Genomic DNA, 26,261 nt, shown 5'->3' with positions numbered 1-26,261 from the left:
TCCGCGGCGGAGGTGGTGGGGCTGCCCGCGGCGGCGGCGGCGCTGGCGCGGGGCGCGCCGTGACCTGCGGACGCGGCGGCGGAGCTGCGGCGCGTGGTGGTTCGGGCCTCACCTGCTGCCGGGCCACCGGCGGTGGCGGCGCAGGAGCCGCCGGTTTGACAGAGGTTACGGCCGGCTTGGCGGTCGCAGACGCTGGAGGCTGCGCGACGGCGTGGCCTGATCCAGGCGGCCTTCCAACGGCCGGCGGCGTTGCGGTGGCTGGCGCGGCAGCGGTCGGTGCCGGCGCATTTGGCGCAGGCTTGCCGCCAGGAGCTTGGCTAGCGGGAGCTTGGCTACCGGGAGCTTGGTTACCAGGAGCGTGGCCGCCGGGCGTCTGGGCCGTGGCTGGCGGCGGACCGGTTCGACCGGGCACCGGCGGCGTTCCATGGGCACCGGGAACCGGAAGTGCGTGCGCGTTCGGCTGCCCTGGCGCAGGAGCTGCCGCGGGCGCATTGGCCTGCGCCGGCGGAGCATTGGCCGCAGGCGCGGTTGCCGTCGGGGCCGGCTTGCCATTCGGAGCTGCGCCCGAAGGTGGCGTCGGCCCTGCCCCCGGACGCACCGGCGTGCCGGGCGCAGGCAGCGTGCCTGCCTGCGGCAGCTTCTGTGGGCCGGGCGTCGGCGCGCCTGGTGCAACGGCAGCCGGCGTCGCGGGCCGCGCCGTCGGATTGATCGCGGCGCTCGGCGGCATCGGTGCCTTGCCCTGCTGGATCAGGGCCGCACGCTGTGCGACGGCCTGCGGCACCGCCGGCCCTACCGGGTTGGGGCGGCCGGCAACGGCCGGGGCGAGATTGCCCGGTCCGGGGCCTGCCCCCGCCGGCTGTGCCAGCGGCCGGTTGATGACCGTGTTGATGACCGTCGTATTATGGATGTTCTGATAGATGATGTTGTTCGGCGGCGGCGCGACATAGAGCGGTGGCCTGACGAACACCGGGATCGGCACGAACACCGGCTGCGGAAGCACGAACAGGCCGTCCACGGGCAACGGCGGCGGCAGCACGACGAAGTCCGGCGGCGGCGGCGGCAAATAGTAGACTGGCGGCGGCGGCGGCGGTGCGAAGTCGAACACGGGATCGCCGAACAGAAGCACGGGACGGTCGACATAGACGATCTCCTCCGGCGGCGGCGGCGGCACGTCATAATCGATCATCGCAAAGCTCGGCGGCGGCTCGACCGGCGCGGTCAGAATCGCCAGGCGCCGGCGCGCGTCGGCCGCATGCGGACCGCGCGGATAGCGGCGCAGATACGACCAATAGGCCTCCGGCGTGTCATTCCGATAGGTCCGCCGCCAGGTGATCGCCTCGCGCCGCGCTGCAACAATCGCCATGACGCGCTTCGACAGGGGATCATTCGGATAGGCGGCGAGAAACTCTTCGTAGACCGGCAGCGTGTCGCGCTCGAGCGCGGCCGCGTAGGCATCCTGCGCGCCGAGATCCCGAATCGGCTTGTTGCGGATCGCCGCGACCTGGTCCGGCGTGGACTGCGGCGGCGGCGCATCGGGCCCGCGCTCGAAGAATGAGAATTGCGCGGTGACCTTCTGCTCGTTCCAGGGCACCTGCGCGCCCTTGCTGGCCTCGTTGACGCGCAGGCGAACGCGGTCGAACACCTCCGGCAGCGATAGGCCGCCGGTGCGGATCATCTCGGCCAGCGACTGGGCGTAGATGCCGTAAGGTCCGGGCTCTTCAGGCGCGACGGTGCCGGGCGCTGCATTGAAGGCGATCAGCATGTTCGCATCGGGCTCGACCAGAGCCAGCCCGCTCGCGATCTGCTGGCCGCCCTCGATGAAGGGCTGCGCGCGCGCCGCATCGAGCACGACGATGTTGGCCTTGAGCGGAAGGGCGGCGAGCTGGCGGAGATAATCGCTGACGCGCAAGCCTTCGGTCGGAACGTCGGTGTCGCGCGCGATGTTGGAATCGACCGGGATGAAATAGTTCTCGCCGGCGAGCTGGATGCCGTAGCCGGCCAGATAGATCATCGCGACGGTGCCCGGGCCCGAGGCCTGAGCCTTCTGAATGAAATCGCGAAAACTTTTGCGCAGCGTGTCGCCGTCGAGATCGCGTGCTCCGACCACGTCGAAGCCCGCCGCCTGCAGCGTCTGCGCGATCAGTCCGGCATCATTCGCCATCGTCGCCAGCGCGGACTTGGCATAGGCGCCGTTGCCGACCACGAGCGCGATGCGCTTTTCCTGCTGCTGGGCGCGGGCCGGAGCGAGCGCGCCTGCGGCAAGAAGCAGGATCGGCAAGAGGAGGCAGAGGAAGGCCTTGTAAGTCCCACGCATGGCTTGCTTGCCCAGTTTGTTGTTGAGGTGCCACCACGCATGAAACGCGCGGCCGGCTGAACGGCAGTTGAACGAGAGGCTGGGATTGAGGCGGCGGCATGACCGGGACGCTCCCCTCGTCAGCTTCAAGTCAGCCTCACGAGCGCAAGTCGCTGCAAGGCCAGGCCAGGTCATTCAGCCCGGCGCGATCAGACCGACCGCCTCCGTCGTAAGCCGGAAAATCGGCCCAAGACCTTAGCCTGCCCTGCTCCACGGCCGCGTCGCGGCAATGATGCGGCGCATCCTACTCGATGGCCTGCAACTCGGCGAGCTTCGTGCGCGCGGTCGCTTCGTCGAGTGGCACAACCTCCGCCGGGCCGGGATTTGCCTCGCCAGCCGTCGCGACGGAAACGACGGCAAGCCCAGCCAGGCCGCCGAGTATCGCTCCCCCCGTCGTAGCATCGTGCCTGGCACTGCTCTTGATGAGGTAAAAATGCGTCCGGCCGGATTCCATCATGATCTCGCGCTTGGTGTCGCCGGGAAACATCAGCTCCGTCACCAGCACGTCGTGACGGCCGGCCGGACGATCGGCATAGGCATATTTTCCGGCCAGGACCTTTCCGAGCGGCGCCCCATCGAGCTTCACCTCGCAGGCGCAGAACGCCATGCTCAGGCCGTTCCGCTTGTCCTGCAAGAACACGATGCGCGACTGCCCTGCGCGCGGAGGTCCCACCTTTCGTGACACCGACGCAAAGTCGGTTCCGACCTGATCGCTGACACAGCCCGCCAGCATGGCACCAACGGCAAGCAACAGCACGCCCAGTCGCAGCATAAACGCCCCCAAATCATTCCCCGGAGGCATGCTAGCCAAAAACAGCGGAAGGTTGCAACTGATCTGGCATGGCTACTTCATAGAATGATGGACCGACTGCAACAGGGCAGCGAATGCGGTTACAGCTGCTGCACGTCCACGACGCCCGCGACCGCCTTGATGGCGCCCGCGATCTGCGGCGAGACCTTGAAGCGGCCGGGCAGCTTCATCTCCACCTCGGTCTCGAGATCGAGCATCATCACCAGCGAGACCTCGCCATCGCCGTTGGAGCGCGGCGCGGCGCCTGCGCTGCCGACTTTTGCCGCGGCGCCATTCGAGGCCGCCATGTCGGGTCCGGCGAGACGCTTGGCGATCGAGTCCAGCGGCTTGGTATCGCGCACGAAGATGCGCAGGCCCTTCTGGGTCTTGGCGGCGGCGTCATCCAGCGGCTCGGCGTGCAGCACGCGGGCGCGGACGTCCTCGCCTTGCAGCTCGGCGCCGAGCTGGAGCAGCACCGCGGCGCCCGGCTCCAGCACGTCGCGATATTGCGCGAGGCCCTCGGAGAACAGCACCGCCTCGAAATGGCCGGTTGGATCGGACAGGCCCATGATGCCCATCTTGTTGCCGGTCTTGGTGCGTCGTTCCATGCGCGACACCACGGTGGCCGCGACCTTGCCGGCGGTGGCGCCGGTCTTTACCGCGCGCGAAAACTCCGCCCAGCTCTGCACCCGCAGCCGCTTCAGGACGGTGGCATAATCGTCGAGCGGATGGCCCGACAGGAAGAAGCCGATCGCGTCGTATTCGCGCCGCAGCCGCTCGGCCGGCAGCCACGGCTCGACCTGCGGCAGCATGATGGTCGGCGCGTCGGCGGCGCCGCCGAACATGTCGTTCTGGCCGATGGTCGCGGCTTCATGAGAACGCTGGCAGGCGGCGAGCACCGCATCGGCACCGGCAAAGACGCGCGCGCGGCTGGGCTCCAGCGTGTCGAAGGCCCCGGCGGCAGCCAGGCTCTCGATGATGCGCTTGTTGATCGCGCGCGGATTGACGCGTGCGGCGAAATCGGCAAGCGACGTGAACATGCCGTTCTTGGTCCGCTCCGCGATGATCTGCTCGACGGCCGCAATGCCGACGCCCTTCAAAGCGGCGAGCGCGTAGTAGATGGTCTTGTCGCCGACCTCGAAGGTCGCGCCGGAGCGGTTGATATTCGGCGGCTCGACCTTGATGCCGAGGCGCTGCGCCTCGGAGCGAAATTCCGAGAGCTTGTCGGTATTGTTGAGATCGAGCGTCATCGACGCCGCGATGAACTCCACCGGGTAATGCGCCTTCATGTAGGCGGTGTGGTAGGACACCAGCGCGTAGGCCGCCGCGTGGCTCTTGTTGAAGCCGTAGTCGGCGAACTTCGCCAAGAGCTCGAAGATGGTATCGGCCTGCCCCTTCGGCACGCCGTTCTTCACCGCGCCGGCTACGAAGATCTCGCGCTGCTTCTCCATCTCGGAGCGGATCTTCTTGCCCATGGCGCGCCGCAAGAGGTCGGCATCGCCGAGCGAATAGCCCGACATCACCTGCGCGATCTGCATCACCTGTTCCTGGTAGATGATGACGCCGAAGGTCTCCTTCAGGATCGGCTCCAGCACGGGATGCAGATATTCCGGCTCCTCGTCGCCGTGCTTGCGCGCGCAATAGGTCGGGATGTTCGCCATCGGACCCGGGCGATACAGTGCGACCAGCGCGATGATGTCCTCGAAACGGTCGGGGCGCATGTCGATCAGCGCCCGCCGCATGCCCTGGCTTTCAACCTGGAACACGCCGACCACGTCTCCGCGCGCCAGCATCTGGTAGCTTTCGGCATCGTCGATCGGCAGCGTCGCGAGATCGACGTGGATATCGCGCGGCTTGAGCAGCTTGATTGCGACATCGAGCACGGTCAGCGTTTTCAGGCCGAGGAAGTCGAACTTGACGAGGCCGGCCGGCTCGACCCATTTCATGTTGAACTGGGTCACCGGCATGTCGGATTTGGGATCGCGGTAGAGCGGCACCAGTTCGCTCAGGGGGCGATCGCCGATCACGATGCCGGCCGCGTGCGTCGAGGCATGCCGCGTCAGGCCTTCGAGGCGCTGCGCGATATCGAAGGCGCGCGCCACCACCGGGTCTTCATCGCGAAACGCCTGCAGCTTCGGCTCGCTCTCGATCGCGGCGGCCAGCGTCACCGGCGCGGCCGGATTCTGCGGCACCAGCTTGGTCAGCTTGTCGACCTGGCCGTACGGCATCTGCAGCACGCGGCCGACGTCGCGCAGCACGCCACGCGCCTGCAGCGTACCGAAGGTGATGATCTGCGCCACCTGGTCGCGGCCATAGCGCTGCTGGACGTACTGGATCACCTCGCCGCGGCGGTCCTGGCAGAAGTCGATGTCGAAGTCCGGCATCGAGACGCGTTCCGGATTGAGGAAGCGTTCGAACAGTAGGCCGAACTTGATCGGGTCGAGGTCGGTGATGGTCAGCGCCCAGGCGACCAGCGAGCCTGCGCCGGAGCCACGGCCCGGCCCGACCGGGATGCCCTGCCCCTTCGCCCATTTGATGAAGTCGGACACGATCAGGAAGTAGCCGGCGTACTTCATGCGCATGATGACGTCGAGCTCGAACGCCAGACGCTTGCTGTAGTCCTCCTCCGTCGTGCCCTGCGACAGGCCATGCACGCGCAGGCGGTTGGCGAGCCCCTCCTCCGCCTGCCGCTTCAATTCGGCCGCCTCGACCGCGGCGGCGTCCGAGCTCGACGCGGCACCGACGGTGAAGAACGGCAGGATCGGCTTGCGCGTCATCGGGCGGAAGGAGCAGCGCTCGGCGATCTCGACGGTAGAAGCCAGCGCCTCCGGAATGTCGGCGAACAGCACCGCCATCTCGGCGCGCGTCTTGAAGCGGTGATCGGGCGTGAGCTGCTCGCGCTCGGTCTCCGCGATCAGCCGCCCGCCGGCGATGCAGAGCAGCGCGTCATGCGCCTCGTAGTCGTCGGCCGCGGCGAAATACGGCTCGTTGGTCGCGACCAGCGGCAGGCCCTTCGCATAGGCGATGTCGATCAGCCCGCTCTCGATGCGCCGCTCCTTGTCGAGGCCATGGCGCTGCAACTCGACATAGAGGCGGTCGCCGAACAGGCTGGCGAGACGCTCGCAGCGTGCGGCCGCAAGCTCGGAATGGCCTCCTTGCAGCGCCAGCGAGATCGGCCCGTCCGGACCGCCCGTCAGCGCGATCAGGCCTTCGGTCTCGCCTTCGAGCCAGTCGAACTTGATGTGGGAGGCGTGGGTGTCGGGCGTCTCAAGGAACGCGCGCGAGTTCAGCCGCATCAGGCTGCGATAGCCGCGCTCCTGCGCTGCCAGCAGCACCACGCGCGACGGCAGAAGCGCGTTCCGCGCATTCGGATCCTGGTCGCCGAAATCGATCGCGAGTTCGCAGCCGACGATCGGCTGGATGCCGGAGCCAGCCATCTTGTCGGAGAACTCCAGCGCACCGAACAGGTTGTCGGTGTCGGTCAGCGCTAAGGCCGGCTGGTGATCTTTCTTCGCCAACTCGGCGAGCTTGGCGATCTTGATCGAGCCCTTGAGCAGCGAATAGGCCGAATGAACGTGAAGGTGGACAAATCCGGCGCTCGGCATGGTCGCGTGACGGCCTCTTGCAGATGAGATGGAGCGGTCGCCGGCCCCAGGGGCATCCTGCATTCGCCCGGCCGACTCGCCTCACAATGGTGGGGCGTCGCCGCGCCAGAGTCCACGCCGGAGCGGCCGATCGGCCGCGTCGTCCCGCTTATCCCCAAGGGGGCACTCACAAGGGGCACTCACAAGCGGGCACTCACAAGCGGGCACTGAGCCGCCCCTAGAGCTGCGGAAGCACCTGGGCCCAGATCGCGATCATCCCGACGAACAGCGTGATCGACGCCAGTGCGGCGGCCTCTTCCACGAAAATCCTGAACATGGCTTGCTCCCTTGGCTGGAACGTATGAAGAACATTGTTCTCATTTCGTTCTCAGGAGTCAAGCAATCTCGGCCATCTCGCAGCGCGATGGTTAACTCGCTGAACCCGAACAACAAAAAAGCCCCGGCGCAAGGCCGGGGCTTTCGTCAACCGCTCGAATGGAGCGATTAATCTCAGTAGCGACCGAGCATCTGGCCGGCGCCGAACTTGTAGTTCAGGCGGACGAGGCCCATGTCGACGTCCTGACGGATGCGATCGGTCGACGGCACCAGCGCGAACGAGACGTCCTTGTCCTGCAGGAAGATGTGGTTGTACTCGACGCCAACCGACCAGTTCGGCGCGAAGCCGTACTCGAGGCCGGCACCAACCGTGCCACCCCAGCGGGTCTGGTCGTTCGAGCCCAGCAGCGCACCGGAGGCGGTGCTGAAGACTTCGTACTTGGCGCCGACCACAGCGGCACCGCCCTTGGCGTAGAGCAGGACGTTGTTCCAGGCATAACCGACCTGACCGGTGATCAGACCGAACGAGTCGATCTTCGAGCGATTGCGGGTTGCGAACAGCGAGCTGAGGTTGTCGCCGCTGAAGTCGGCCCAGTTGCCCTGACCTTCGACGCCGAACACCCACTGGCCGGACTGCCAGCGATAGCCGATCTGGCCACCAACCGTGCCGCCGGTCGCATCGTGGGAGCCTTCGCGACCGAAGCCAACCGCATCCCAGGTGCTGCGCGCGGAGGCGCCGCCGCCGTTGATGCCGATATAGAAGCCGCTCCAGTCGTAGATCGCAGCAACCATCGCCGGCGCCTTGGTGTAGGGCCGCGCAGCGAGGTCAGCCGCCAGCGCCGGTGCAGCGGCGCTCAGCGCGACGAGGCTCACAGCGGCAAGCAACAGATTCTTGTTCATTTGATTCCCGTTCCAGTTTCTTCAGTAGGCCCCCGGGCCGTGGCGCCGTCTTACCAGCGATCGACGGAATTGCTGTAACCTCGACGCAACAGTCCGCTCCAAAGGCCCGCGCTTCATTAACGAACGTTTAGCAGCGCGCGCTGGAAACCCTTTGAAACAAGAGTTTTCATGCATTCCATTGCCGACTACACGACATACGCAGGATGCGCGCGTAACAACGTCGCGCGCACAATCGCGTGATTGGAGTATCGAGATGCGCGCACTGTTTGCTCTCCCCATTGTCGCCACATTTGTGGTCGCGCTCGTCACCGCGCTAGGTGGGCCGCGCCCACCTCGCGGTCATCGCGCCCGCACGCGCAACTGAACGCAACCGGAAAATGCTGCCGACAAGTCGGGTAGCGAACAGACGTCCAACGATCAGTAGCGCTAGATTTCTTCCGTGCCCCATCCGCCGCCAGGTCCGCGCGAATGAGCTGTCATGAAACACCGATCCGAACCGCATACTTACGAAAGCTATATTGCCGCATCACAAAGAGCGTCTTGAGGCGCAGCCCTCTCGGCTTTCCGATGGTCCTGAACGAGAGTAACTGCGCGAAAAAATTCAGGCAGCTTGAGACTGCGGCCGCCATGAACCCTTTTTTATCTGCTGATAGGTAACCGCCATGTCCACCGGCAAACCCGATGCAATCGCGCCTTCGCCGCTCATGAGACATGCCGCGGATGCGCTCCGCAGAGCACGTAAATTGCCGGTTGGGCATGCAAGAAACGATCTGAGGCAATTGGCGATGGGGCTGCTCTGGCTCGAGCGTCGCGGCACGCCCGAGACAATGCAGCGGGTCGCGGCGGCATTCCGTGAAATCGGAACTCGAGGCTAAGGCCATCAATGCCGAAGCCCGATCCCGAGCTGTTGCCGATACGTCCGCGGTGCCCCAAGTGTCAGATGCGGATGATCAGCACCGACGTCGTCCTCGATGCCGATGGTATTGAAGACAGAACTTTCGAGTGCATCAAGTGCGGACATATCGAAACCAGGCGACTGGCCGCCGATCCCCCGGTATCGCCGCCCGCCGGGCCGGGACCAACAGCGCATTGAAGCCGCCGAAAGGCTTCGACTTCCGTCGAACTAGGTGAGGGTTGCCTCCTGCTCCACGAGGGTCTCGTAACACTCGCAGGACAGCTGCTTCAACGCGTCTCGATCCAGGATTCTGATGACACCGCGCGCATATGTGATCACGCCTTTGTCCTGCATCTTGCGCGCGACTTCGGTCACGGAAGTCCTGCGGACGCCGAGCATTTCTGCGAGCAGTTCCTGGGTCAGGCTGACAGTGTCGCTCGCGGCACGATCGGAAGATTGCAGCAGCCAGCGGCAGAAGCGCTCGTCGATCTGATGCAGCGCATTGCAGGCGGCAGTGATGCGAGCCTGTGTCAACATGACCTCGTTGTAGCGCACGCAGACATCGCGAAGCGCATCGCTGGCACCAACCGCTTTCCGGAACGGCGCCGCAGCGATTTTGCTGCAGTGAAGCGGCAACTGGACCACCACGCGAACGAGTGACGTATACAAACCCAGTCCGGCCATTGCACCGACCACGCCTTCGCGCCCGACCGTCGCAGTTTCGATTGCCTTGCCGTCCCGCATCACCGCGAGCATCGAAATCATGCCGTTGTGAGGGAAATAAACGTGATCGACCTCGGCGCCGGCCTCATAGATGACTTCGCCCTGCGCCAACGACCTCGTCACCAGATGCGGTTCGAGCGCATCGAAATCCCTGCGCGGCAACAGCGCAAGTAGCTTGTTATCCAGTGAAGTGGGCGAAGGTGCGTGCAACTACGGCTTTCGGCCCGGTCGGTCGGGCATGATACCGCAGGGGAAAGATTGCGCTCCGAGGGGGCGCTCCGCGGGAATTTGCCAGATACTAGGATCGGCACAAACCCTTGTCGGTCCGATACCCGTCTTTGGCCTGCCCTTGGCTATCTCGACGGATAACCCAAAAAATATAGCACTCTCTGGCGCGCAGGTGTGATCTATTTGCGTCCACGGCCTCTATATGTACGATTCCCGACCATTCTGGCTGCCATTGCCGGCAACCAGGCACCGCGGCGCCGATTGAGACAAATAATTCCAAATCGGCCATAAATTTGCCTCTTGGCCGGAACGAACGACGGAATTCGTCGTTCGCCTTACAACACCGCCTTTGTCCGGTATCCGACGAAGGAACAGGGTGAAGCGCAACTGCCCGGGAAAGCGGGCATAGGGCGCATCCTGCGATATTGCCGAGGAAGCCACGTCATGCAGCATCGCGCCTGCAGTCGCCCCCTCGTGCTCGTTGTCGAGGACGATATTCTGCTACGATGGACGGCCACTGAAGCCCTCCAGGCCGCCGGGTTTGACGTTATCGAAGCCGGAAGCGCAATCGAAGCAATCTCGATCCTCGAGAAGCGAGCCGATATCCGTGCGGTCTTTACCGATGTTCAGATGCCCGGTTCAATCGACGGTCTGAAGCTCGCCCACCTCATCAGCTACCGTTGGCCGCCGATCAGGATCATCGCCACGTCCGGTCAGGTCAAATTGCGAGACGACGATCTGCCGGAGGGCGGGCGCTATCTGCAAAAGCCATATCCCATGGCCGAACTCACGGGCCTGCTGGGTGAGATGGTCGGACAATGACAACACGCGCCGGGCTTTGTTCATCTGGTCTCGTACGCCGCCGATCATGATCGAGGGCCTGCCGGTTTATGCGCTCAACATGAGCGCGCAAGATATCGAGCCCACTGACGCTTTTGCCGAAGAGATCGGCGAATACCTCGTGGCCTTCGCGTCACGCTGCAAGGAAGCGCTTGGAGCCCGCCATTGGTAAGGTGAGGCATGGTCCAGCCACACGAGGCACTGCTGCGGATCTCGCGCGCTTTCCGCCAACAGAGCCGGCAACGTCAGCGCTTTCGCAACGAGACCACGATTTCCGCCGCGGCGGCCTGAAGATCCGACAAATAGCGCGCCGCAAATGCTTCGACGGTAAAGACAGGGCGGAGCCACAGCATGTTGATGGCTCCAATGGTGCGGCCGGCGTCCTGTAGGGGCACCGCGATGGCCAGTAGGCCATCGGCGTGCGGCGGACCACCATATTGTCCGCCGAGATGCATTGCATCCCGCGTTCCGTATCCGCGCGCCCGCGTCTCCGCCAGAATCGCGTTCAGCCTTTCCGGATCCCGCGCTAGGCCGTCCTCGGGCCGGGAGGACGAACGTAGCAAGTTGATTACCCGCTGCCGCTCCTTCGCCGGACAGAAGGCGAGATAAGCCCTGCCGACGCCACTCCGTAGCCAATTCACCTGCCAACCGACGCGCTCCCGGTCCAGCAAGAACGGGCTCCGGGTTCGGGTGGTCTCTCGAATCTCGAGGTGATCTCCCGAGGGCACCATTAAGTCGGAGGGCCAGGAGGCGCGCTGACAAAGTCGTTCGAGAATCGGAGCGGCAGCCTCGGCGATGCGATCGCGATGCTCACGCCGGGACGGCGGTTGCAAAAGATTCGATCCGACACGGTAGCGCCCATCGGCCAGACGCCTCGTAATCACGCCCGATTGCGCCAGTGTACGCAGTATGCGCAGCAGGCTGGGCTTGGAGATCCGCGTGAGAACGTGCACCTGCAGATGGGCATTCACTTTTGGCGATGTCATTACCATCGACGGTTGCTCCGTCACTGGTTCCCAACATCTCGTATCATCTTGAGCAAGATTTCGAGCCCGTGATCAAGGCGGCCGTGTCCTACAACGTCCTGGTGGTCAACCCGTCGGTGCCGGCGAACACGGTTGCAGAACTTGTGAGCCTCCTGAAAAGCCAGCCGGACAAGCTGACATTTTCCTCTGGCGGATTTGGCACGCCCGCCCATCTCATTGGCGAGCAATTCAAGCTGGAGGCCGGGGTCCGGGCGCAGCACGTACCGTATCAGCAGTTTCCTCAGGCCATTGGCGATCTGCTTAATGGCACCCACGCGTTCATGTTTATCACCATGCTCCCCGTCATTGACCTCATCAAGACGGGCAAGCTGCGTGCCCTGGCCGTCACCGGACCGAAACGGGTGGCGGCGCTGAGCGAAGTTCCCACCATCGTGGAGGCAGGATTTCCCTCACTCGTCGTGGAGGACTGGACCGGATTCGCGGTGAAGCGCGGGACGCCGCCGGCCGTCGTCGTGCAACTGAACGCCGCCATCAACAAGGCGCTCGCCAAGCCGTCCGTTCGCGAGGCATTTGCCAAGCTTGGTGCTGAAGCGGTCGGTGGAACATCCGCTGAATATGGCAGTCTGGTGAGCGAACAGGTTGCGCACTGGAAGAAGGTAGTGACAGAGGCCAACATCAAGGTGGCACCTTAATGGCTTCGATGTTTCGGGTGACGTTGCTCGGGACAGGGGTTCCTATTCCCCGTCCCGACCGCTTTGGTCCGGCTACGCTGATCCAGGCCGGCGATCGGACCATTCTCATCGACGCCGGGCGCGGCGCCACAATCCGATTGTTTGAGCTCGGGGTTCCGATCGGCCGTATCGACGCCCTGCTGCTCACGCATTTTCATTCCGATCACACCGTCGGCATTCCCGATCTGTGGCTGACCGGCTGGCTCGGCTCGTATTTTGCCGCGCGGCAAAAGCCATTCCACGTGATCGGGCCGACCGGGACGAACGAACTGATGCGACATCTGGAGGCGGCTTACGCCCGCGACGTCGAAATTCGGGTGGAGGACGAAAAACTTGCAAGGGCGCACGCCGCCATCACGACAGAAGAGTTCGCGCGAGACGGTATCGTTTACGAAAGCGGCGGCTTGCGTGTGATCGCCTTCACGGTCGACCATGGTGACGCGATCAAGCCAGCCTACGGCTATCGTGTCGAATACGACGGCCGCTCCGCCGTGATCTCGGGGGATACGCGTTACAACGAGAACGTCGTCAAATTCGGCGCCGGGGCCGATCTGTTGATCCACGAAGTCGCGATGGCACGACCCGAATTGGCGGTTGATCCACACATCCGGCGCATTCTCAATCACCACACGACCCCTCGGGAGGCGGGACTTGTATTTGCGAGGACGAAGCCGAAGCTTGCAGCTTACACGCACCTTGTGATGCTCGCGGGCGAGGACATCGCTCCGCCGTCCATTCAGGAACTCGTCGCCCAAACCCGGGAAACCTACGCGGGACCTCTCGAGGTGGGAGAGGACCTGATGTCGTTTGAAATTGGCACCACCGTAGCCGTTCGGCGTTTGCCCCGATGAGAGTCGGCCGTGGGACGCAGCGGCGATGCTCCGATTGATCATTTCAGCGTAGCCACCAGAATTCGGCGTCCGTCCGCTCAGACTAAATGCTCAAGCCCTTCACCGGCGTGTAGATCACCAGTTTCAGCGCCGGATCGTCACTGGCCTAGAAGCTCGGTGGTGGAATGCTTTCAGTCCGACAAGGATCGCGATCATGTTCGCTCTACTGACGAGATCCTCCTGCGATGGATCGGATGCTTGCATCAATTGACGGCTTACGCCCAAGTTCCGCGAAGTCTCCATGACCTCTCACGGCCTTCGCCAACGAACCGCAATGCTGGCCGGCTCGGAACTTCTCCCCGTCGCGCCACTTTTGAAATCGAGTGACGGAAGCACGCGCAATGAACGCAGAAACGGAACTCAAATTCCAGGTTGCGCCACGAAAGCTGGCATCCATCCTGCGGAACGGCAGCGGCCGGCGCGATCGATCCGAGCAGGCGCTCGTGTCAAATTACTATGATACGAGCAAGCACAAGCTCAAACGAAATGGCCTCACGCTTCGGGTGCGCAAGGTCGAAGGCCGCTACGTCCAAACCGTGAAGGCTGGCGGCTCGGGGAGCGTGACACGTGGCGAATGGGAGCATGAGGTCAGCGGCGCAAAGCCTGACCTCAAGCGAGCGAGGAACACAGCGCTCGACGGCGTGGCCACCAAAAAACTCCCTCGCAAGCTCAAACCGGTGTTTCAGACCGACGTGCATCGGACGGCGGAGATACGGCGGGTCCGGAGAAGCCAGATCGAGCTCGCGGTCGACCGCGGCCGGATCCGCGCCGGCCGCCGCTCGCGACCTATCGCCGAGCTCGAACTGGAGTTGAAGACTGGAGGTATCGCAGATCTGTTTCGTTTGGCGCGAGACATCGAACGCAAGACCGGCGCCGAGCTCGATCCGCACTCGAAATCCGAGCGAGGTTACCAGCTCCTGGCGCGAGAGGGCGAAGGCGCGCAGCGCGCCGAGCCGATCCGGCTGAAGCACGACCTTTCACCGCCAGATGCCTTCCGTGTGATCGCGCATTCGACACTTCGGCACATCACCGCCAATGCCGATCCGGTGCGCAATATGGATTCCGAGGGCGTTCATCAGATGCGTGTCGGCCTGCGGCGGTTGCGGGCAGCCATCTCCCTTTTCGACGATATCCTGCCACGAGCGAGCACGGCCCGGATCAAGACTGAACTCCGATGGCTCACGGGCGAGCTTGCGCCGGCGCGAGAGATCGACGTTTTTCTGAAGGAAAGTATTCAGCCGATCGCCGAGCAGAACGTCCCAAAGCGTGGGTTTCGCGCGATTCGCAAGAAGTTCTCGGCGCAACGGATGGCCGCCTTCCGGCGCGCCCGTGACGCTATTGATTCGGCCCGCTACCGCCGCCTTCTGATTGATGCGACCGAGTGGATAGAATCCGAACGCCCCCGCGGCGCTGATGATCAAACGATCGCAGTCTACGCCGCGGCAGTGCTCGACCAGCGGATCAAGAAAGCGCGAAAGCAAGGCAAGCTGCTGCGGGATCTTGATCCAGGGCAGCGCCACAAATTGCGCATCAGGATCAAGAAAATCCGGTATGCCATCGACTTCTTCGGAAGCCTGTATCGGGATCGCGACCAGAGCGAGGTCGCCAGACTTTCCGACCGGCTAAAGCAGATTCAATCCGCCTTGGGATCGTTGAACGATTTCATGGTTCATCGCGAGTTGGCGACCCAGGCCGCATTAGAGGCGCCTCCCGCAAACCGGCGCGCCCAGGCTTTTGCAGCAGGATTCATCGTGGGGCAGGAGCGCGAGGCGGCTCAGGACTTGATCGAGGACGCGTCGATGGCGCTGCGCCGATTGCGTCGCCTGAATGTCCAGCCGAGCAAGTGACCTTGGGAGCACCGGTATGGCGTGGGTCGGCAATTGGCAAAATCAATTCGGCTCAATCTTGCGCATCACAAGCGATGCAGAGGGCCGCATCGAGGGCAATTTCGAAACCGCATTCGAAGACAGCGGCTTTTATGGGCAAACAGTTCCGGTTCTCGGGCTTCACAAAGGCAATTGTATTGGCTTTGTCGCCGTAGGCTCGTCCGTCACGGGCGACCGGGTTGTTTCGTACACGGGACTGTTGCGTCACGGGAAAATCGAAACCGCCTGGTTCGTGGTCGCCGATCAAGCGCTGAGCGCCGCCAGAGAGGGCGATCCCGCAACGCTCAAACCCGTGAACTGGTGGCGCGCCGTGACAACCAATGTCGACACCTTCGGACCTAGCAAGCTGTTGAAGAAATCAGCCGCGTTCGCAAACGAGGCCTGAATCGTCGCCATTGTGGATATAGAAGTGGCCGACGAGCCTGCCCGCTGTGCCGATCGTAACCCATCCGCGACCGCAGACGGGGTCGTTCTCGTCGTGCCCTTCCCAAGAGAACTCCGCGCAGGCCGATCCGTCTCGCGCGCCGTAGCGGACGTCGAGAAAGCCCTTCAGCGCACCGAAGGCGATTTCACCTTCGGACTTGCCCTCGAAGGTGACATACGCCTCTCCGACAAGATCGAGGAAATCGCTGTCCCAATTGTCCATTTCGACAATGCGCCAGCGGCCGGCAAAAGCCTTGGCGAAGCCGGGCACCTTGGCCATCAGCCGGTCTCCGTGATCAGCTTAGGCAGCCGCACTAGATTGTGGGCGGCGGCAGCGAAGGTAAAGGCCCATTCGAAGCAATCGTGGCCACGGAAGTGGGTCTTCTCTGGGCCGCCGATCGTCCTGATCCAACCGAATGCCTCCTCGATGCGCTTGCGGATGCGCTGGCTCGCGGCATGGCGGCCGTGCCGGGTCATTCGCCCGTCGAGGGTGGGCGAGCCGCTTGCACTTGGCGGTTTGCCCCTCCTCGGTGTGGCCCTCATGATCGCGCTCAGGGAACATCGTGCTCGCATGGATCCTGACCCTGCCGGCGGCGACGCTTATCGCCGGATGCCCCTATCTAATGTTTCGGGGCGCTGTTTCATCGCGGATCCGGCATCGTTCGTGGCGGACCCCGCGCCCTTCACCGGCGTATAGATCACCAGCTTCAACGCCGGATCGTCGTTGGCCTGAAAGCTCGTATGCTCGAAATGCAGCACGCCGAGGGTGGGATGAGACATGGTCTTGAGGCCTGAAGCGGTGCTGCGGATTTCGTGGGCTTCCCACCATCTGACGAATTCCGGACTGCCCTGCCGCAGCCGCGCCAGCAGGTCCGCGAAGGCGGGATCGCCGGCCCAGACGTCGTGGGTGGTGCGAAACATCGCCACCATGCGCTTGGCCACGTCCGCCCAGCCCGCGCCGTAAGCCTTGCGCGTCTGCTTGTTGGTCATCATCAGGAGCATCGTGTTGCGATCCTCCTCGGGCAGCCGCCCGAACGCAAACACCGCCTCCGCGGCATTGTTCCAGGCCAGCACGTCCCAGCGCCGGCCCGTGATGTAGGCCGGATGGCTGAGGCTCTCGATCAGCCGCAGGATCGGCGGCGGCACGGTCTCGCGCGTGAATGCGCGCTTGTCGCCGTCGCGTGCCAGCGCCTTGAGATGGGCATGCTCGGTCTTGCTGAGGCGCAGTGCGCGGGCCAGCGCATCGACGGTGGTGACCGACGGGCTGACGGTGCGGCCCTGTTCGAGCCGGATGTACCAGTCGACGCCGATGCCGGCGAGCTGCGCCACCTCCTCGCGGCGCAGGCCCGCGGTGCGCCGCCGCTGGCCGGCGGGCAGCCCGACAGTCTTCGGCGACAGCTTTTCGCGGCGGGACCTGAGGAAATCGCCGAATTCGACGCGTCGTGGGTCGGCCATGACTTGCTTCCGCGATGGAGGGTCCGAACAATACTAGGATAATACCAGGCCTTCCTGCCCGTTCAAGCACGCGTATATGGGCCTCACCCGAACATGAGGTGGACACCATGAAAGCCGCAGTACTGAAATCTCTTGGATCGCCGCTGGTGATCGAGAATGCCCCGGAACCGGTGCTCGGCACCGGCGAGGTCATCGTCGATGTCGTCGCGACCCGCGTGCTGTCCTACATGAACGAGGTCTTCAGCGGGGTGCGCAACTACGCGCTCGATCTGCCGATCATCCCGGGTCCGGGCGGCATCGGCCGGGTGCGTGCGGTCGGGCCGGACGCAACCAAGCTCGCGATCGGCGACTGGGTGTTCTGCGATCCCACGGTGCGGTCGCGCGATGACGCCGTTGCGCCCGACATCGCCCTGCAAGGACTGACTGCCGCCGGTACGGGCGGCTTGCTCCTGCAAAAGCATTTTCGCCACGGCTCGTTTGCCGAGCAAATGCGGGTGCCGACCGAGAACGTCAAACCCCTCGGTGCGATCACGTCCGGGGAAGCCACGCAATGGTGCGCGCTGGGAACGCTGCTGGTGCCCTATGGCGGCTTCCTCGCCGCCAACCTTCAGCCCGGCGAGACTGTGCTGGTGAGCGGCGCCACCGGCAATTTCGGCAGCGCGGCCGTATCGGTCGCGCTCGCGATGGGCGCGGCCTGCGTGGTGGCGCCCGGCCGCAACGAAAAAATTCTCACCGATCTCGTCCGCCGCTTCGGCGGCCGGGTGAAGCCGGTCAAGCTCTCCGGCAATGAGAACGACGACCGCGAGAGCATGAAGCGCGCCGCGCCAGGGCCGATCGATTGCGTGCTCGATATCATGCCGCCGTCAGTGAGCACGACCGTGGTGCGCGCCGCGATCATGACGGTGCGCCCCTATGGCCGCGTCGCGCTGATGGGCGGGGTCGGCATGGCCGGCGGCGCCGGCCTCGAGCTGCCCTACCCCTGGATCATGCGCAACTGCATCAGCATCCACGGCGTCTGGATGTATCCGCCAGATGCGGCCACGCGCCTGATCGCGCTGGTGCGGTCCGGGCTGTTGCGGCTGGAAGAATACGAGGCAAAGGCCTTCGACCTCGACCATGCCAACGAGGCGGTGGCGCATGCCGCGGCCCATGCCGGGCCGTTCAAATTAACGGTGATCAGGCCGTAATCTCCCGGCCGCTGCGGCGATGCGCCGCCGCAGCGGGTTTGCTGGAGATATCAAAGAGCTGGAGCGCCTCACCCCGCTCGTCGCCGGCAGAGGCCGGCTACTGTGCATGGGGTTGTTTTCGCGCTTTTTATTCGAGCTCGACCACCTGGCCGTCCGACAGCGACACGCGCCGGTCCATGCGGCCGGCGAGCTCCATGTTGTGGGTCGCGATCAGCATCGAGACCTGGGTAGCCTTCACGAGCTGCATCAGTGCCTGGAAGACGTGGTCCGCGGTGTGCGGATCGAGGTTGCCGGTCGGCTCGTCCGCGAACAGCACCCGCGGCGCGTTCGCCACCGCGCGCGCGATCGCGACGCGTTGCTGCTCGCCGCCGGACAGCTCGGCCGGACGATGCGTGATGCGGTCCCCGAGCCCGAGATAGCCCAGGATCTCCTTGGCCCGCTTGACGCTCTCGGACTTCTTCAGGCCGCGGATCATCTGCGGCATCATCACGTTCTCCAGCGCCGAGAACTCCGGCAGCAGCCGGTGCGACTGGTAGACAAAGCCGATATCGGTGCGGCGCAGCTGCGTGCGCTCGATGTCGGGCAGCTGCGAGGTCGGTAGGCCCCCGACATAGACCTCGCCGGAATCGGGGGCTTCGAGCAGGCCTGCGATATGCAGCAGCGTCGACTTGCCCGAGCCCGACGGCGCCACCAGCGCGACCGACTGCCCGGCCCACAGCGCGAGCTTGGCGCCGTCCAGGATCGTCAGCGTCGCCTCGCCCTGCAAGTACTGCCGCTTTATCTCGTGGAGATAAATGACCGGTACATCTTCAGCCCCCTGCTGCTCCATCAGCCCCTCACTCGTACCGCAGCGCTTCGACGGGATCGAGGCGCGCGGCGCGCCAGGACGGATAGAGCGTCGCAAGGAACGACAGCGTCAGCGCCATGATGACGACCGCCGTGGTCTCGCCGATGTCGATCTCGGCGGGCAGTTTCGACAGGAAATAAAGCTCCGGCGAAAACAGCTCGGTGCTGGTGAGCCAGGACAGGAATTGCCGGATCGATTCGATGTTGAGGCAGATCACGAGCCCGACGAAGAAGCCGACCAGCGTGCCGACCACGCCGATCGAGGCGCCCGTGATCAGGAATATCCTCATGATCGAACCTTGCGAGGCGCCCATCGTGCGCAGGATCGCGATGTCGCTGCCCTTGTCCTTCACCAGCATGATCAGGCCGGAGACGATGTTGAGCGCCGCGACCAGAACGATCATGGTCAGGATCAGGAACATCACGTTGCGCTCGACCTGGAGCGCGTTGAAGAAGGTGGAGTTGCGCTGGCGCCAGTCGACCAGGAACACCGGTCGGCCCGCGGCATCCGTCACCGCCTTGCGGAACGCGTCGATGCGATCAGGGTTGGTGGTGAACACCTCGATCGAGGTGACGTCGCTGCTGCGGTTGAAATAGGCCTGCGCTTCCGCAAGCGGCATGAAGACGAAGCCGAGATCATATTCGGACATGCCGATCTCGAACACCGCGACGATCTTGTAGGGTTTTATGCGCGGCGTCGTGCCCATGGGGGTGACCGCGCCCTTCGGCGCCACCAGTGTCACGCTGTCGCCGGCATGCAGCGACAATTGGTCGGCCAAACGGCGGCCGATCGCGACGCCCTGGCCCTCGTCAAAGCCGTCGAGCGAGCCCTGCTTGATGTTCTTAGCGATCGAGGTGAGGTTGTTGAGATCGTCGGAGCGAATGCCGCGCACCAGCACGCCCGAGGCATTCCAGGGCGAGGACGCCAGCGCCTGGCCGTCGACCACGGGAGCTGCGAGCCGGATGCCCTCGACCTGGCTGATCCGTTCGGCCACGTCCTTCCAGTCGGTCAGCGGCGATTCCAGCGGCTGCACCAGGATATGGCCGTTGAGGCCCAAAATCTTGTCGAGTAGCTCCTTCCGGAAGCCGTTCATCACGGCCATCACGATGATCAGCGTCGCCACGCCCAGCATGATGCCGAGAAAGGAGAACCCGGCAATGACCGAGATGAATCCCTCCTTGCGGCGCGCCCGTAAGTAACGCGCCGACAGCATCCACTCGAATGGCGCAAAAGGCGCGGTTTTCGCGGTTTCGGTCATGGTCTCATCCATCGCTCGATAATCCCATGATTCGGGGTCAAATGTGGCCGGATTGGCGGCCTCGACATCGCGCGATGAACAATATTCAGCCGACCAGGCGCGCGACGACGTCCGAAGGCGACATCGTCTCGCGGGCGCCGTCGCTGCGCCGCTTGAGCTCGATCTTGCCGTCGGCGAGCCCCTTCGGCCCGATCATGATCTGCCAGGGGATGCCGATCAGGTCGGCAGCGGCGAATTTGGCGCCGGCGCGCTGGTCGGTGTCGTCATAGAGCACGTCGACGCCCTTGGCGCTAAGCTCCGCATAGAGCTTCTCGCAGGCCGCGTCGACGGCCGCATCGCCCTGCTTGAGGTTCAGCACCACGGCGCGAAACGGCGCAACTGCTTCGGGCCATTTGATGCCGGCATCGTCGTGGCAGGCCTCGATGATGGCGCCGAGCAGGCGCGAGACGCCAACTCCGTAAGAGCCGCCATGGATCGGCACGTCGACGCCGTCGGGGCCCGCCACCATCGCCTTCATCGCTTCGGAATATTTGGTGCCGAAGTAGAAGATCTGGCCGACCTCGATGCCGCGGGTGTTCAGGCGCTTGTCCTCGGGGACTTCCTGCTCGAACCGCGCGGCGTCGTGGACGTCCTCGGTGGCGGCATAGACCGACGTCCACTGCTTGATGATCGGCGTCAAATCGCCATCATAGTCGACGTCCTCGCCCGGCACCGGCAGATCCAGCACGTCGCGATTGATGAAGACGCCGGATTCACCGGTCTCGGCGAGCACGATGAATTCGTGGCTGAGATCGCCGCCGATCGGCCCGGTCTCGGCGCGCATCGGGATCGCTTTCAGCCCCATCCGCGCGAAGGTGCGCAAATACGCGACGAACATCTTGTTGTAGGCGACGCGTGCCGCCGCCTCGTTGAGGTCGAAGGAATAGGCGTCCTTCATCAGGAATTCGCGGCCGCGCATCACGCCGAAGCGCGGACGCTGCTCGTCGCGGAATTTCCATTGAATATGATAGAGGTTGAGCGGCAAGCTCTTGTAGGACTTCACGTAGGCGCGGAAGATCTCGGTGATCATTTCCTCATTGGTCGGCCCGTACAGCAGCTCGCGCTTGTGGCGGTCGGCGATGCGCAGCATCTCCGGGCCGTAGGCGTCGTAGCGGCCGCTTTCGCGCCAGAGGTCGGCGAGCTGCAGCGTCGGCATCAACAGTTCCAGCGCGCCGGAGCGGTCCTGCTCCTCGCGCACGATCTGCTCGATCTTTTTGAGCACACGAAAGCCGAGCGGCAGCCAGGCGTAGATGCCGGCGGCTTCTTGCCGGATCATGCCCGCGCGCAGCATCAGGCGATGCGAGACGATCTCCGCCTCTTTCGGATTTTCCTTCAGGATTGGCAGAAAGAACCGCGACAACCGCATGGCAATACTCGAAGAATCAGCGACGGTTTGCAGTGAAACCGGATTGGGAGCGAAAATACAAGACCGGGACTGAGGAAAAGCCGCTAAGGCAGCGAAATTCCTGTCATTTTTCCGTCGACCTCAGGTTCAACTTGAGCTGCCGGGCGCGGCGGATTTAGGGCGGCGCCACCTCGAACTCGTCCTCCAGCGTGATCTTCTCGAAATCGGTCACGAGGGCATCGATGCGCATGTGCCAGCGGCCGGCGAAGGGAAGCTCGACCTTGCCGACGTGCCAGTAGCCATCCGGTCCGAGTTCGGCGGCGCGCTCCATCGGCTCGATGCCGCGGTCGGGCAGGCTGAGGGTCAGCGTCGCCTCCTTGGCCGCCAGCGGCATCGCCTCGCCGGTCATGAGTTGGAGCACGAAATCATCCACACCAGCTTTGCCCGGCGACACCAGGACCTGGAACATGGCCTTGTCGGTGTGAATATGGATCGCCAGCGGCGTCTCCGGAACGATGGTTCGCGGCGGCGGCGTGAAGCGCCAGCCGGCAACCACAGCGAGGATGCCAAGCGCGATCACGCATTCGCACAGGATCGCGCGCTTCAATGCGGGCGCAGTCTTGCGATCCCTTGCCAGCGCCGGGGTCAGGCGAAAGCGATTGATCGCAGCGAGGGTCAGCAGGGTAAGGACCAGCGCCAGCTTGATCGAGAGAATGAGGCCGTATCTGGTCTCAACCAGCGCGGACAACTTTTCGAGCTGAACGATCGCGAGCACAAGGCCGGTCAATGCCAGCATGCCGACGACCGGCACGGCCAGACTGGAGAAGCGGTTCACGACCGGCAATGTTGCTGCTGTCGGTTTAGACACAACCGCAACCAGCGGCGCCAATGCGCCGATCCAGAAGGCGACACCGAGTCCGTGGAAGAAGATCGCCAGCCGCATCAGCACCTCGGGCGGCGCCGTCGCGGCATGCCCGGTCATGGCGAGTGACAGGCCCACACCGACAAACGCGATCGCAGCAAGAGCGCGCGCATACCAAGCGCCGCGCAACGCCATCATCGCGAGCAGCATCGCGGCGATGGCGACCAGCAAGGCGGGGCCGGCGCTGGTCGCGAATGCGACCTTCCAGGGGGCAATAGTCGCGAGAGCCCTCAGCGGCAAGCCGAGGAGATCAAGACCTACCACGCCGAGCGAGATAATGGCGCTGGGAAGGCCAACCGCGAGCGCGACGCGCGGCACTGTCGTGCCCGTCATCGCCCATGCAATCCACCGCGCAAAGAACACGCCGCCGACGCCGCCGAAGAGCCCGAGATAGAGACCGACCCGCGCAAGCCAGATCAGCGCATTCAGCCCGCGCTCCGCCGTCGCGTCAGGTTGTGTCGCCGTCGGCGTGCCAATCGAGAACATCACCGATCCCGCAATGGGATGGCCGTCTTGCGAGATCACGCGGTAGCTCACAACCGTCGTCCCCTGCGGCAGGTCGGGCGGCATCGCAATCGAGATGGTCTCGCCCGATGCTCTGACGCGCGCATCGTCCCGCGCCCTGCCCGCGCCGTCGATCAACCGGACCGCGCCCGGCGTCACAGCCTCGTTGAAGCGCAGCTCCACCGCCATCGGCGCGGTCGTAAGCAAGCTGCCGCTTGCCGGCTCGACCGACACCAGTGCCGCGTGCGCCAACGCTGTCGTCGCGAAGCCGACAACGAGGAGCAGCGTCGCGAGCGCGGCGAGAAGGCGCATCAGGGCTTTTGCAACAGCTTCACGCCGGGTGCCGGCGACTTGCCCTCATGCGAATGCCCCGCCCCCTCTGCCGGAATTTCGATCCAGCGGCTGACGCCGGTCTCGCACTCCTGGACGACAGGAAAATACAGGGTCATGTTCGGCTTGAGCGTGTCGGTCAGGACGGTGTGCATGACGAACTCGTCATAGTTCTTGTCCGGCAGCTTGCCGCCGGACCACGTCACCTCCTTGGCGCCGGAGGAAAGCTTGTTGCCGTGATAGTCGTATTCGCCGGCATATTTACCTTCGACCACATCGACGCTCCAGCCCGCCTTCGGCATCGGCTTCACCGCGATGACGCCCTCCGGGATCTGCACGCGGATCTTCACCGTGGGCGAACCCGCGCAGCCGTGCGGCACGGCGAAGACGGCCTTGTACGATCCTCCGACCGTGGCCTGCTTGGCCTCGAGGAAGACGTGCGCACTCGCCGGTGTTGCCGCAAGTGCGCCCAGAACAATGAGCCAGGATGTCTTTGCCATGTTTGGTCTCCCGCAAGTCCAGATCATGCTCGTCACATCTTCATTCCCGAATGATCCGGCATTTTCTTCATCATTTGGCCGCCATCGCTGGGCGCCTGGGCGCCGACGCCCTGGACGTCGAGGGTCACCGCAACCTTCCCGGCCTTCTCGAACTCCAGCGTCACTGGCACCTTGTCGCCCTGCTTGAGCGGCGCTTTCAGCTCCTGAAGCATCAAATGGTAGCCGCCTGGCGCGAACTTCACAGTCTTGCCCGGTTCGATTGCGAGACCCTTGTCCAATGGGCGCATTTTCATCACGCCGTTCTCCGTCGTCATCTCGTGGAGATCGGCCTTGCCCGCGATCTCCGCCGAGACGCTGAGGAGCTTGTCCGGCGCAGCTCCCTTGTTCTCGATCGTGAGATAGCCGCCGGCGACCTTTGCGCCGCTCGGCGTAGCGCGGCTCCAGGCCTGCGAGATCACGAGATCGCCGGCCTTGACGTCGCTGGCGCGAACCGGAACGACGCAAAGCGCGAGGGCGAACGCCGCGAGCAGCCCATCTTTCAACATAGCCTTCATATCGAGATCCTGTTTTGCAGACTGAGTATCAGTGTGTGGAGATTTGTTCGGCCGACCATTTTTCGAGATCGGTAATTTCGGCCGACCCTTCGATTGTCGCAATGGTTCCGTCCCGAGAGATAAGCATTGTCCTGGGGATGTCGCCCTGCCAGGCAGGATCAATCTCGAACCTCAAACGCTCGACAAAGCCATCACCGAAGATGAAATTCTCGGTCGACGAAAGCCCTGCCTTGTCGAGCATCGATTGCGTCGCGGCCGACAGGTTGGGTACGAGATCTGCGCTGATCGTGACCACATCAATCTCAGGATGGTCCTTCACAAACTGCCCAAGCAACGGCAGCTCGATCTTACAGGGCCCGCAAGTTACACCCCAGAAGTGGACGAGCGTCGGACGACCCGCATGGCTCCTCAGCACGCGTTGCCACGAGCCCCGCTCAAATGGTTTGAGAGCCGCAGGTGCCCCGAGCGCAGACGCTGACGCGATCAGGATACTCAATCCCAGAATGCCTGCAAATCGACGTCTCATGGCTGGTCCTCAATCGCTCTGAGATGATAGCCATCCGCCTTCGTCATCCATGACAGGTACATTTGTCGGCCATTGGAAACCAGCAAGGGATGGTCTGAGGTATCCGATGTGCTCGAAATGGTCCTGGGCGACGACCACGTCTCGCCATCGTCGTGGGACATCATCATCTGGACCGAAGTCTTCTCGCCGTCGAACTCCTTCCAGACCATCACGGTTCCCAGCGCGCCAGCGAGGACAAAGGGGCGCGTCGGGTTGCGATCTGGTCGGCCCAGCGCCATAGGCGCAGAGAACGTGCGGCCTTCGTCGCGAGAATGGGCGTAGAACAATCCCCTCCGCGTCTTCCCATTGGTGTACCAGGCGACGTGATAGGTTCCGTTCGGCGCAACGGTCAGGCTCGGCCCGTGATGCGGGCATGCGTTGATCTTCCAGTCGTCATTGCTGACCCGACGGATTTCACCTGGCGTCGAGACGTCGGTGAACGTCACCACCGCGTGATCGCGTACGCCACCTTCGAAGATATTTCTGAAGATCACGACCGGTCGGCCCGGTGCCGCAAATGTCAGCCCCAACCGACAGCATTCGCAGGTGTTGTCGTGCGCGAGACTGGCCTCTGCGTAAATAGCGCCGCCATCGCGTGACGAGGCAAAGAACAGCCCCGCACCATCGTACTTCTGGCCTGCCTGCTTCGCAGGGACGCGATTGCGCTTGTCGAGCCAGGCCGCAAAGACCGTTCCATCCTGATCAAGCGCCACCGCTTCAAAACGCTGGCTCTCGTTGCTGGCGGTGATCGGCTCCAGCTCCGCAAAACTCTTCCCGCCGTCGCCCGAGCGCGTATAGAGCACCTGGCCGTTGAATGCCTCATCTCTGAAGATCGAGAATGCGAGCGCGATGCCGCCCTTGCGATCGACCACGATCTTCGGTCGGGCATCCGGCCCCCAGTCAAGATTCAGCCGCTTCGTCGTGACCTGGCTGGGGGGCAAGAAACTGTGCCCCGCATCCGGCGAACTCGCGACCGAGACCTGCCCACCCGCCATCCAGGCCACCCACAGCGTCCCGTCCGGACCGAATGCAGGCGTCACCTTGGTTGCACAACGCAGCGTCGGCTCGTCACAGGCGGCCTCCGACCCATGCTGACCATGCATCTGCCCAAGTGCGGTGCTCTGCAACAGTGCGAGGGCGACCATTCCGAGCAAGCCAGTTCGGACCATGGCCCTACTCCCTTCGAGAGC

The 26,261-nt window shown here is 63.9% G+C and carries 23 protein-coding genes and 2 pseudogenes; 8 read left to right on the top strand and 17 right to left on the bottom strand.

The features are described 5' to 3' along the window. The 5 genes from GWG65_RS29615 to GWG65_RS29595 all read right to left on the bottom strand — a co-directional run. Window positions 1-2,314 (bottom strand): caspase family protein (locus GWG65_RS29615; protein WP_275199037.1); only part of this gene is annotated, 2,314 nt, incomplete at its 3' end. A 283-nt stretch (window positions 2,315-2,597) separates the two neighbouring features. Next, window positions 2,598-3,125, bottom strand: coding sequence for a DUF2846 domain-containing protein (locus GWG65_RS29610; protein WP_275199036.1), 528 nt, complete (start codon window positions 3,123-3,125; stop codon window positions 2,598-2,600). 119 nt (window positions 3,126-3,244) lie between these two features. Next, window positions 3,245-6,748, bottom strand: a complete 3,504-nt coding sequence (dnaE, locus tag GWG65_RS29605; protein ID WP_275199035.1) for a DNA polymerase III subunit alpha — start codon at window positions 6,746-6,748, stop codon at window positions 3,245-3,247. 489 nt (window positions 6,749-7,237) lie between these two features. After that, window positions 7,238-7,963, bottom strand: a complete 726-nt coding sequence (locus tag GWG65_RS29600; protein WP_275199034.1) for an outer membrane beta-barrel protein — start codon at window positions 7,961-7,963, stop codon at window positions 7,238-7,240. A 1,123-nt stretch (window positions 7,964-9,086) separates the two neighbouring features. Beyond that, complete coding sequence (locus GWG65_RS29595) at window positions 9,087-9,692, bottom strand: Crp/Fnr family transcriptional regulator (protein ID WP_275199044.1); 606 nt, start codon at window positions 9,690-9,692, stop codon at window positions 9,087-9,089. A 561-nt stretch (window positions 9,693-10,253) separates the two neighbouring features. Here GWG65_RS29595 and GWG65_RS29590 point away from each other — a divergent pair. After that, window positions 10,254-10,631 carry a response regulator gene (locus tag GWG65_RS29590; protein WP_275199033.1) on the top strand — a complete coding sequence of 126 codons (378 nt, stop codon included), beginning with the start codon at window positions 10,254-10,256 and terminating at the stop codon, window positions 10,629-10,631. Between the two features lie 46 nt (window positions 10,632-10,677). After that, window positions 10,678-10,821 carry a hypothetical protein gene (locus GWG65_RS29585; RefSeq protein WP_275199032.1) on the top strand — a complete coding sequence of 48 codons (144 nt, stop codon included), beginning with the start codon at window positions 10,678-10,680 and terminating at the stop codon, window positions 10,819-10,821. A 73-nt stretch (window positions 10,822-10,894) separates the two neighbouring features. Here the strand turns inward: GWG65_RS29585 and GWG65_RS29580 are convergent, their stop codons facing one another. Further along, window positions 10,895-11,641, bottom strand: coding sequence for an IclR family transcriptional regulator C-terminal domain-containing protein (locus GWG65_RS29580; protein WP_275199031.1), 747 nt, complete (start codon window positions 11,639-11,641; stop codon window positions 10,895-10,897). On the opposite strand from GWG65_RS29580, the gene GWG65_RS29575 reads away from it, so the two are divergent. From GWG65_RS29575 to GWG65_RS29555, 5 genes and pseudogenes are all read left to right on the top strand, one after another. Then, window positions 11,629-12,327, top strand: a complete 699-nt coding sequence (locus GWG65_RS29575; protein WP_275199043.1) for a tripartite tricarboxylate transporter substrate-binding protein — start codon at window positions 11,629-11,631, stop codon at window positions 12,325-12,327. The two genes, GWG65_RS29580 and GWG65_RS29575, sit on opposite strands and share 13 nt — an antisense overlap. Beyond that, complete coding sequence (locus GWG65_RS29570) at window positions 12,327-13,217, top strand: MBL fold metallo-hydrolase (RefSeq protein WP_275199030.1); 891 nt, start codon at window positions 12,327-12,329, stop codon at window positions 13,215-13,217. Before GWG65_RS29575 ends, GWG65_RS29570 begins: the two co-directional genes overlap by 1 nt. A gap of 380 nt (window positions 13,218-13,597) precedes the next feature. Next, window positions 13,598-14,107 (top strand): annotated as a pseudogene (locus GWG65_RS29565) (CYTH domain-containing protein); the annotation flags it as partial. A 147-nt stretch (window positions 14,108-14,254) separates the two neighbouring features. Beyond that, the gene (locus tag GWG65_RS29560; RefSeq protein WP_275199042.1) at window positions 14,255-15,103 is read left to right on the top strand and encodes a CHAD domain-containing protein; all 849 of its coding nucleotides are present in this window, start codon (window positions 14,255-14,257) and stop codon (window positions 15,101-15,103) included. A gap of 16 nt (window positions 15,104-15,119) precedes the next feature. Next, window positions 15,120-15,527, top strand: a complete 408-nt coding sequence (locus tag GWG65_RS29555) for an avidin/streptavidin family protein (RefSeq protein ID WP_275199029.1) — start codon at window positions 15,120-15,122, stop codon at window positions 15,525-15,527. Here GWG65_RS29555 and GWG65_RS29550 read toward each other — a convergent pair. The 3 genes and pseudogenes from GWG65_RS29550 to GWG65_RS29540 form a co-directional block, all read right to left on the bottom strand. Beyond that, on the bottom strand, window positions 15,501-15,845 hold the full coding sequence (locus tag GWG65_RS29550; RefSeq protein WP_275199028.1) for a hypothetical protein: 345 nt from the start codon (window positions 15,843-15,845) through the stop codon (window positions 15,501-15,503). The two genes, GWG65_RS29555 and GWG65_RS29550, sit on opposite strands and share 27 nt — an antisense overlap. Then, window positions 15,845-16,054: pseudogene (locus tag GWG65_RS29545) on the bottom strand (IS5/IS1182 family transposase); the annotation flags it as partial. The pseudogene GWG65_RS29545 and the gene GWG65_RS29550, both read right to left, overlap by 1 nt. Window positions 16,055-16,165: 111 nt before the next feature. Continuing rightward, window positions 16,166-17,020: a helix-turn-helix transcriptional regulator gene (locus tag GWG65_RS29540; RefSeq protein ID WP_275199027.1), complete on the bottom strand. Its 855-nt coding sequence runs from the start codon at window positions 17,018-17,020 to the stop codon at window positions 16,166-16,168. A 107-nt stretch (window positions 17,021-17,127) separates the two neighbouring features. On the opposite strand from GWG65_RS29540, the gene GWG65_RS29535 reads away from it, so the two are divergent. After that, complete coding sequence (locus GWG65_RS29535; RefSeq protein ID WP_275199026.1) at window positions 17,128-18,207, top strand: zinc-binding alcohol dehydrogenase family protein; 1,080 nt, start codon at window positions 17,128-17,130, stop codon at window positions 18,205-18,207. A gap of 127 nt (window positions 18,208-18,334) precedes the next feature. Here GWG65_RS29535 and GWG65_RS29530 read toward each other — a convergent pair whose 3' ends face one another. The 8 genes from GWG65_RS29530 to GWG65_RS29495 form a co-directional block, all read right to left on the bottom strand. After that, a complete protein-coding gene (locus GWG65_RS29530; protein ID WP_275199025.1) occupies window positions 18,335-19,036 on the bottom strand; it encodes an ABC transporter ATP-binding protein in 702 nt (233 codons plus the stop codon). Between the two features lie 7 nt (window positions 19,037-19,043). Next, entirely contained in the window at window positions 19,044-20,324 is a 1,281-nt protein-coding gene (locus GWG65_RS29525) for a lipoprotein-releasing ABC transporter permease subunit (protein WP_275199024.1), read from the bottom strand. Window positions 20,325-20,397: 73 nt separating this feature from the next. After that, complete coding sequence (gene proS, locus GWG65_RS29520; protein ID WP_275199023.1) at window positions 20,398-21,717, bottom strand: proline--tRNA ligase; 1,320 nt, start codon at window positions 21,715-21,717, stop codon at window positions 20,398-20,400. Between the two features lie 154 nt (window positions 21,718-21,871). Next, on the bottom strand, window positions 21,872-23,434 hold the full coding sequence (locus tag GWG65_RS29515; protein WP_275199022.1) for a CopD family protein: 1,563 nt from the start codon (window positions 23,432-23,434) through the stop codon (window positions 21,872-21,874). Next, window positions 23,434-23,952 carry a YcnI family protein gene (locus GWG65_RS29510; protein WP_275199021.1) on the bottom strand — a complete coding sequence of 173 codons (519 nt, stop codon included), beginning with the start codon at window positions 23,950-23,952 and terminating at the stop codon, window positions 23,434-23,436. The genes GWG65_RS29515 and GWG65_RS29510 overlap by 1 nt, the downstream gene beginning before the upstream one ends. A 32-nt stretch (window positions 23,953-23,984) precedes the next feature. After that, a complete protein-coding gene (locus GWG65_RS29505; protein WP_275199020.1) occupies window positions 23,985-24,506 on the bottom strand; it encodes a copper chaperone PCu(A)C in 522 nt (173 codons plus the stop codon). A 28-nt stretch (window positions 24,507-24,534) separates the two neighbouring features. After that, window positions 24,535-25,032 (bottom strand): TlpA disulfide reductase family protein, encoded by a 498-nt coding sequence (locus GWG65_RS29500; protein WP_275199019.1) that lies wholly within the window; start codon window positions 25,030-25,032, stop codon window positions 24,535-24,537. Then, entirely contained in the window at window positions 25,029-26,240 is a 1,212-nt protein-coding gene (locus GWG65_RS29495; RefSeq protein ID WP_275199018.1) for a sialidase family protein, read from the bottom strand. The genes GWG65_RS29500 and GWG65_RS29495 overlap by 4 nt, the downstream gene beginning before the upstream one ends. Between the last annotated feature and the right edge of the window lie 21 nt (window positions 26,241-26,261).

Source organism: Bradyrhizobium sp. CSA207 (assembly GCF_029051685.1).
Taxonomy (GTDB): domain Bacteria; phylum Pseudomonadota; class Alphaproteobacteria; order Rhizobiales; family Xanthobacteraceae; genus Bradyrhizobium.
This window is presented reverse-complemented; position numbering and strand designations above follow the sequence as displayed.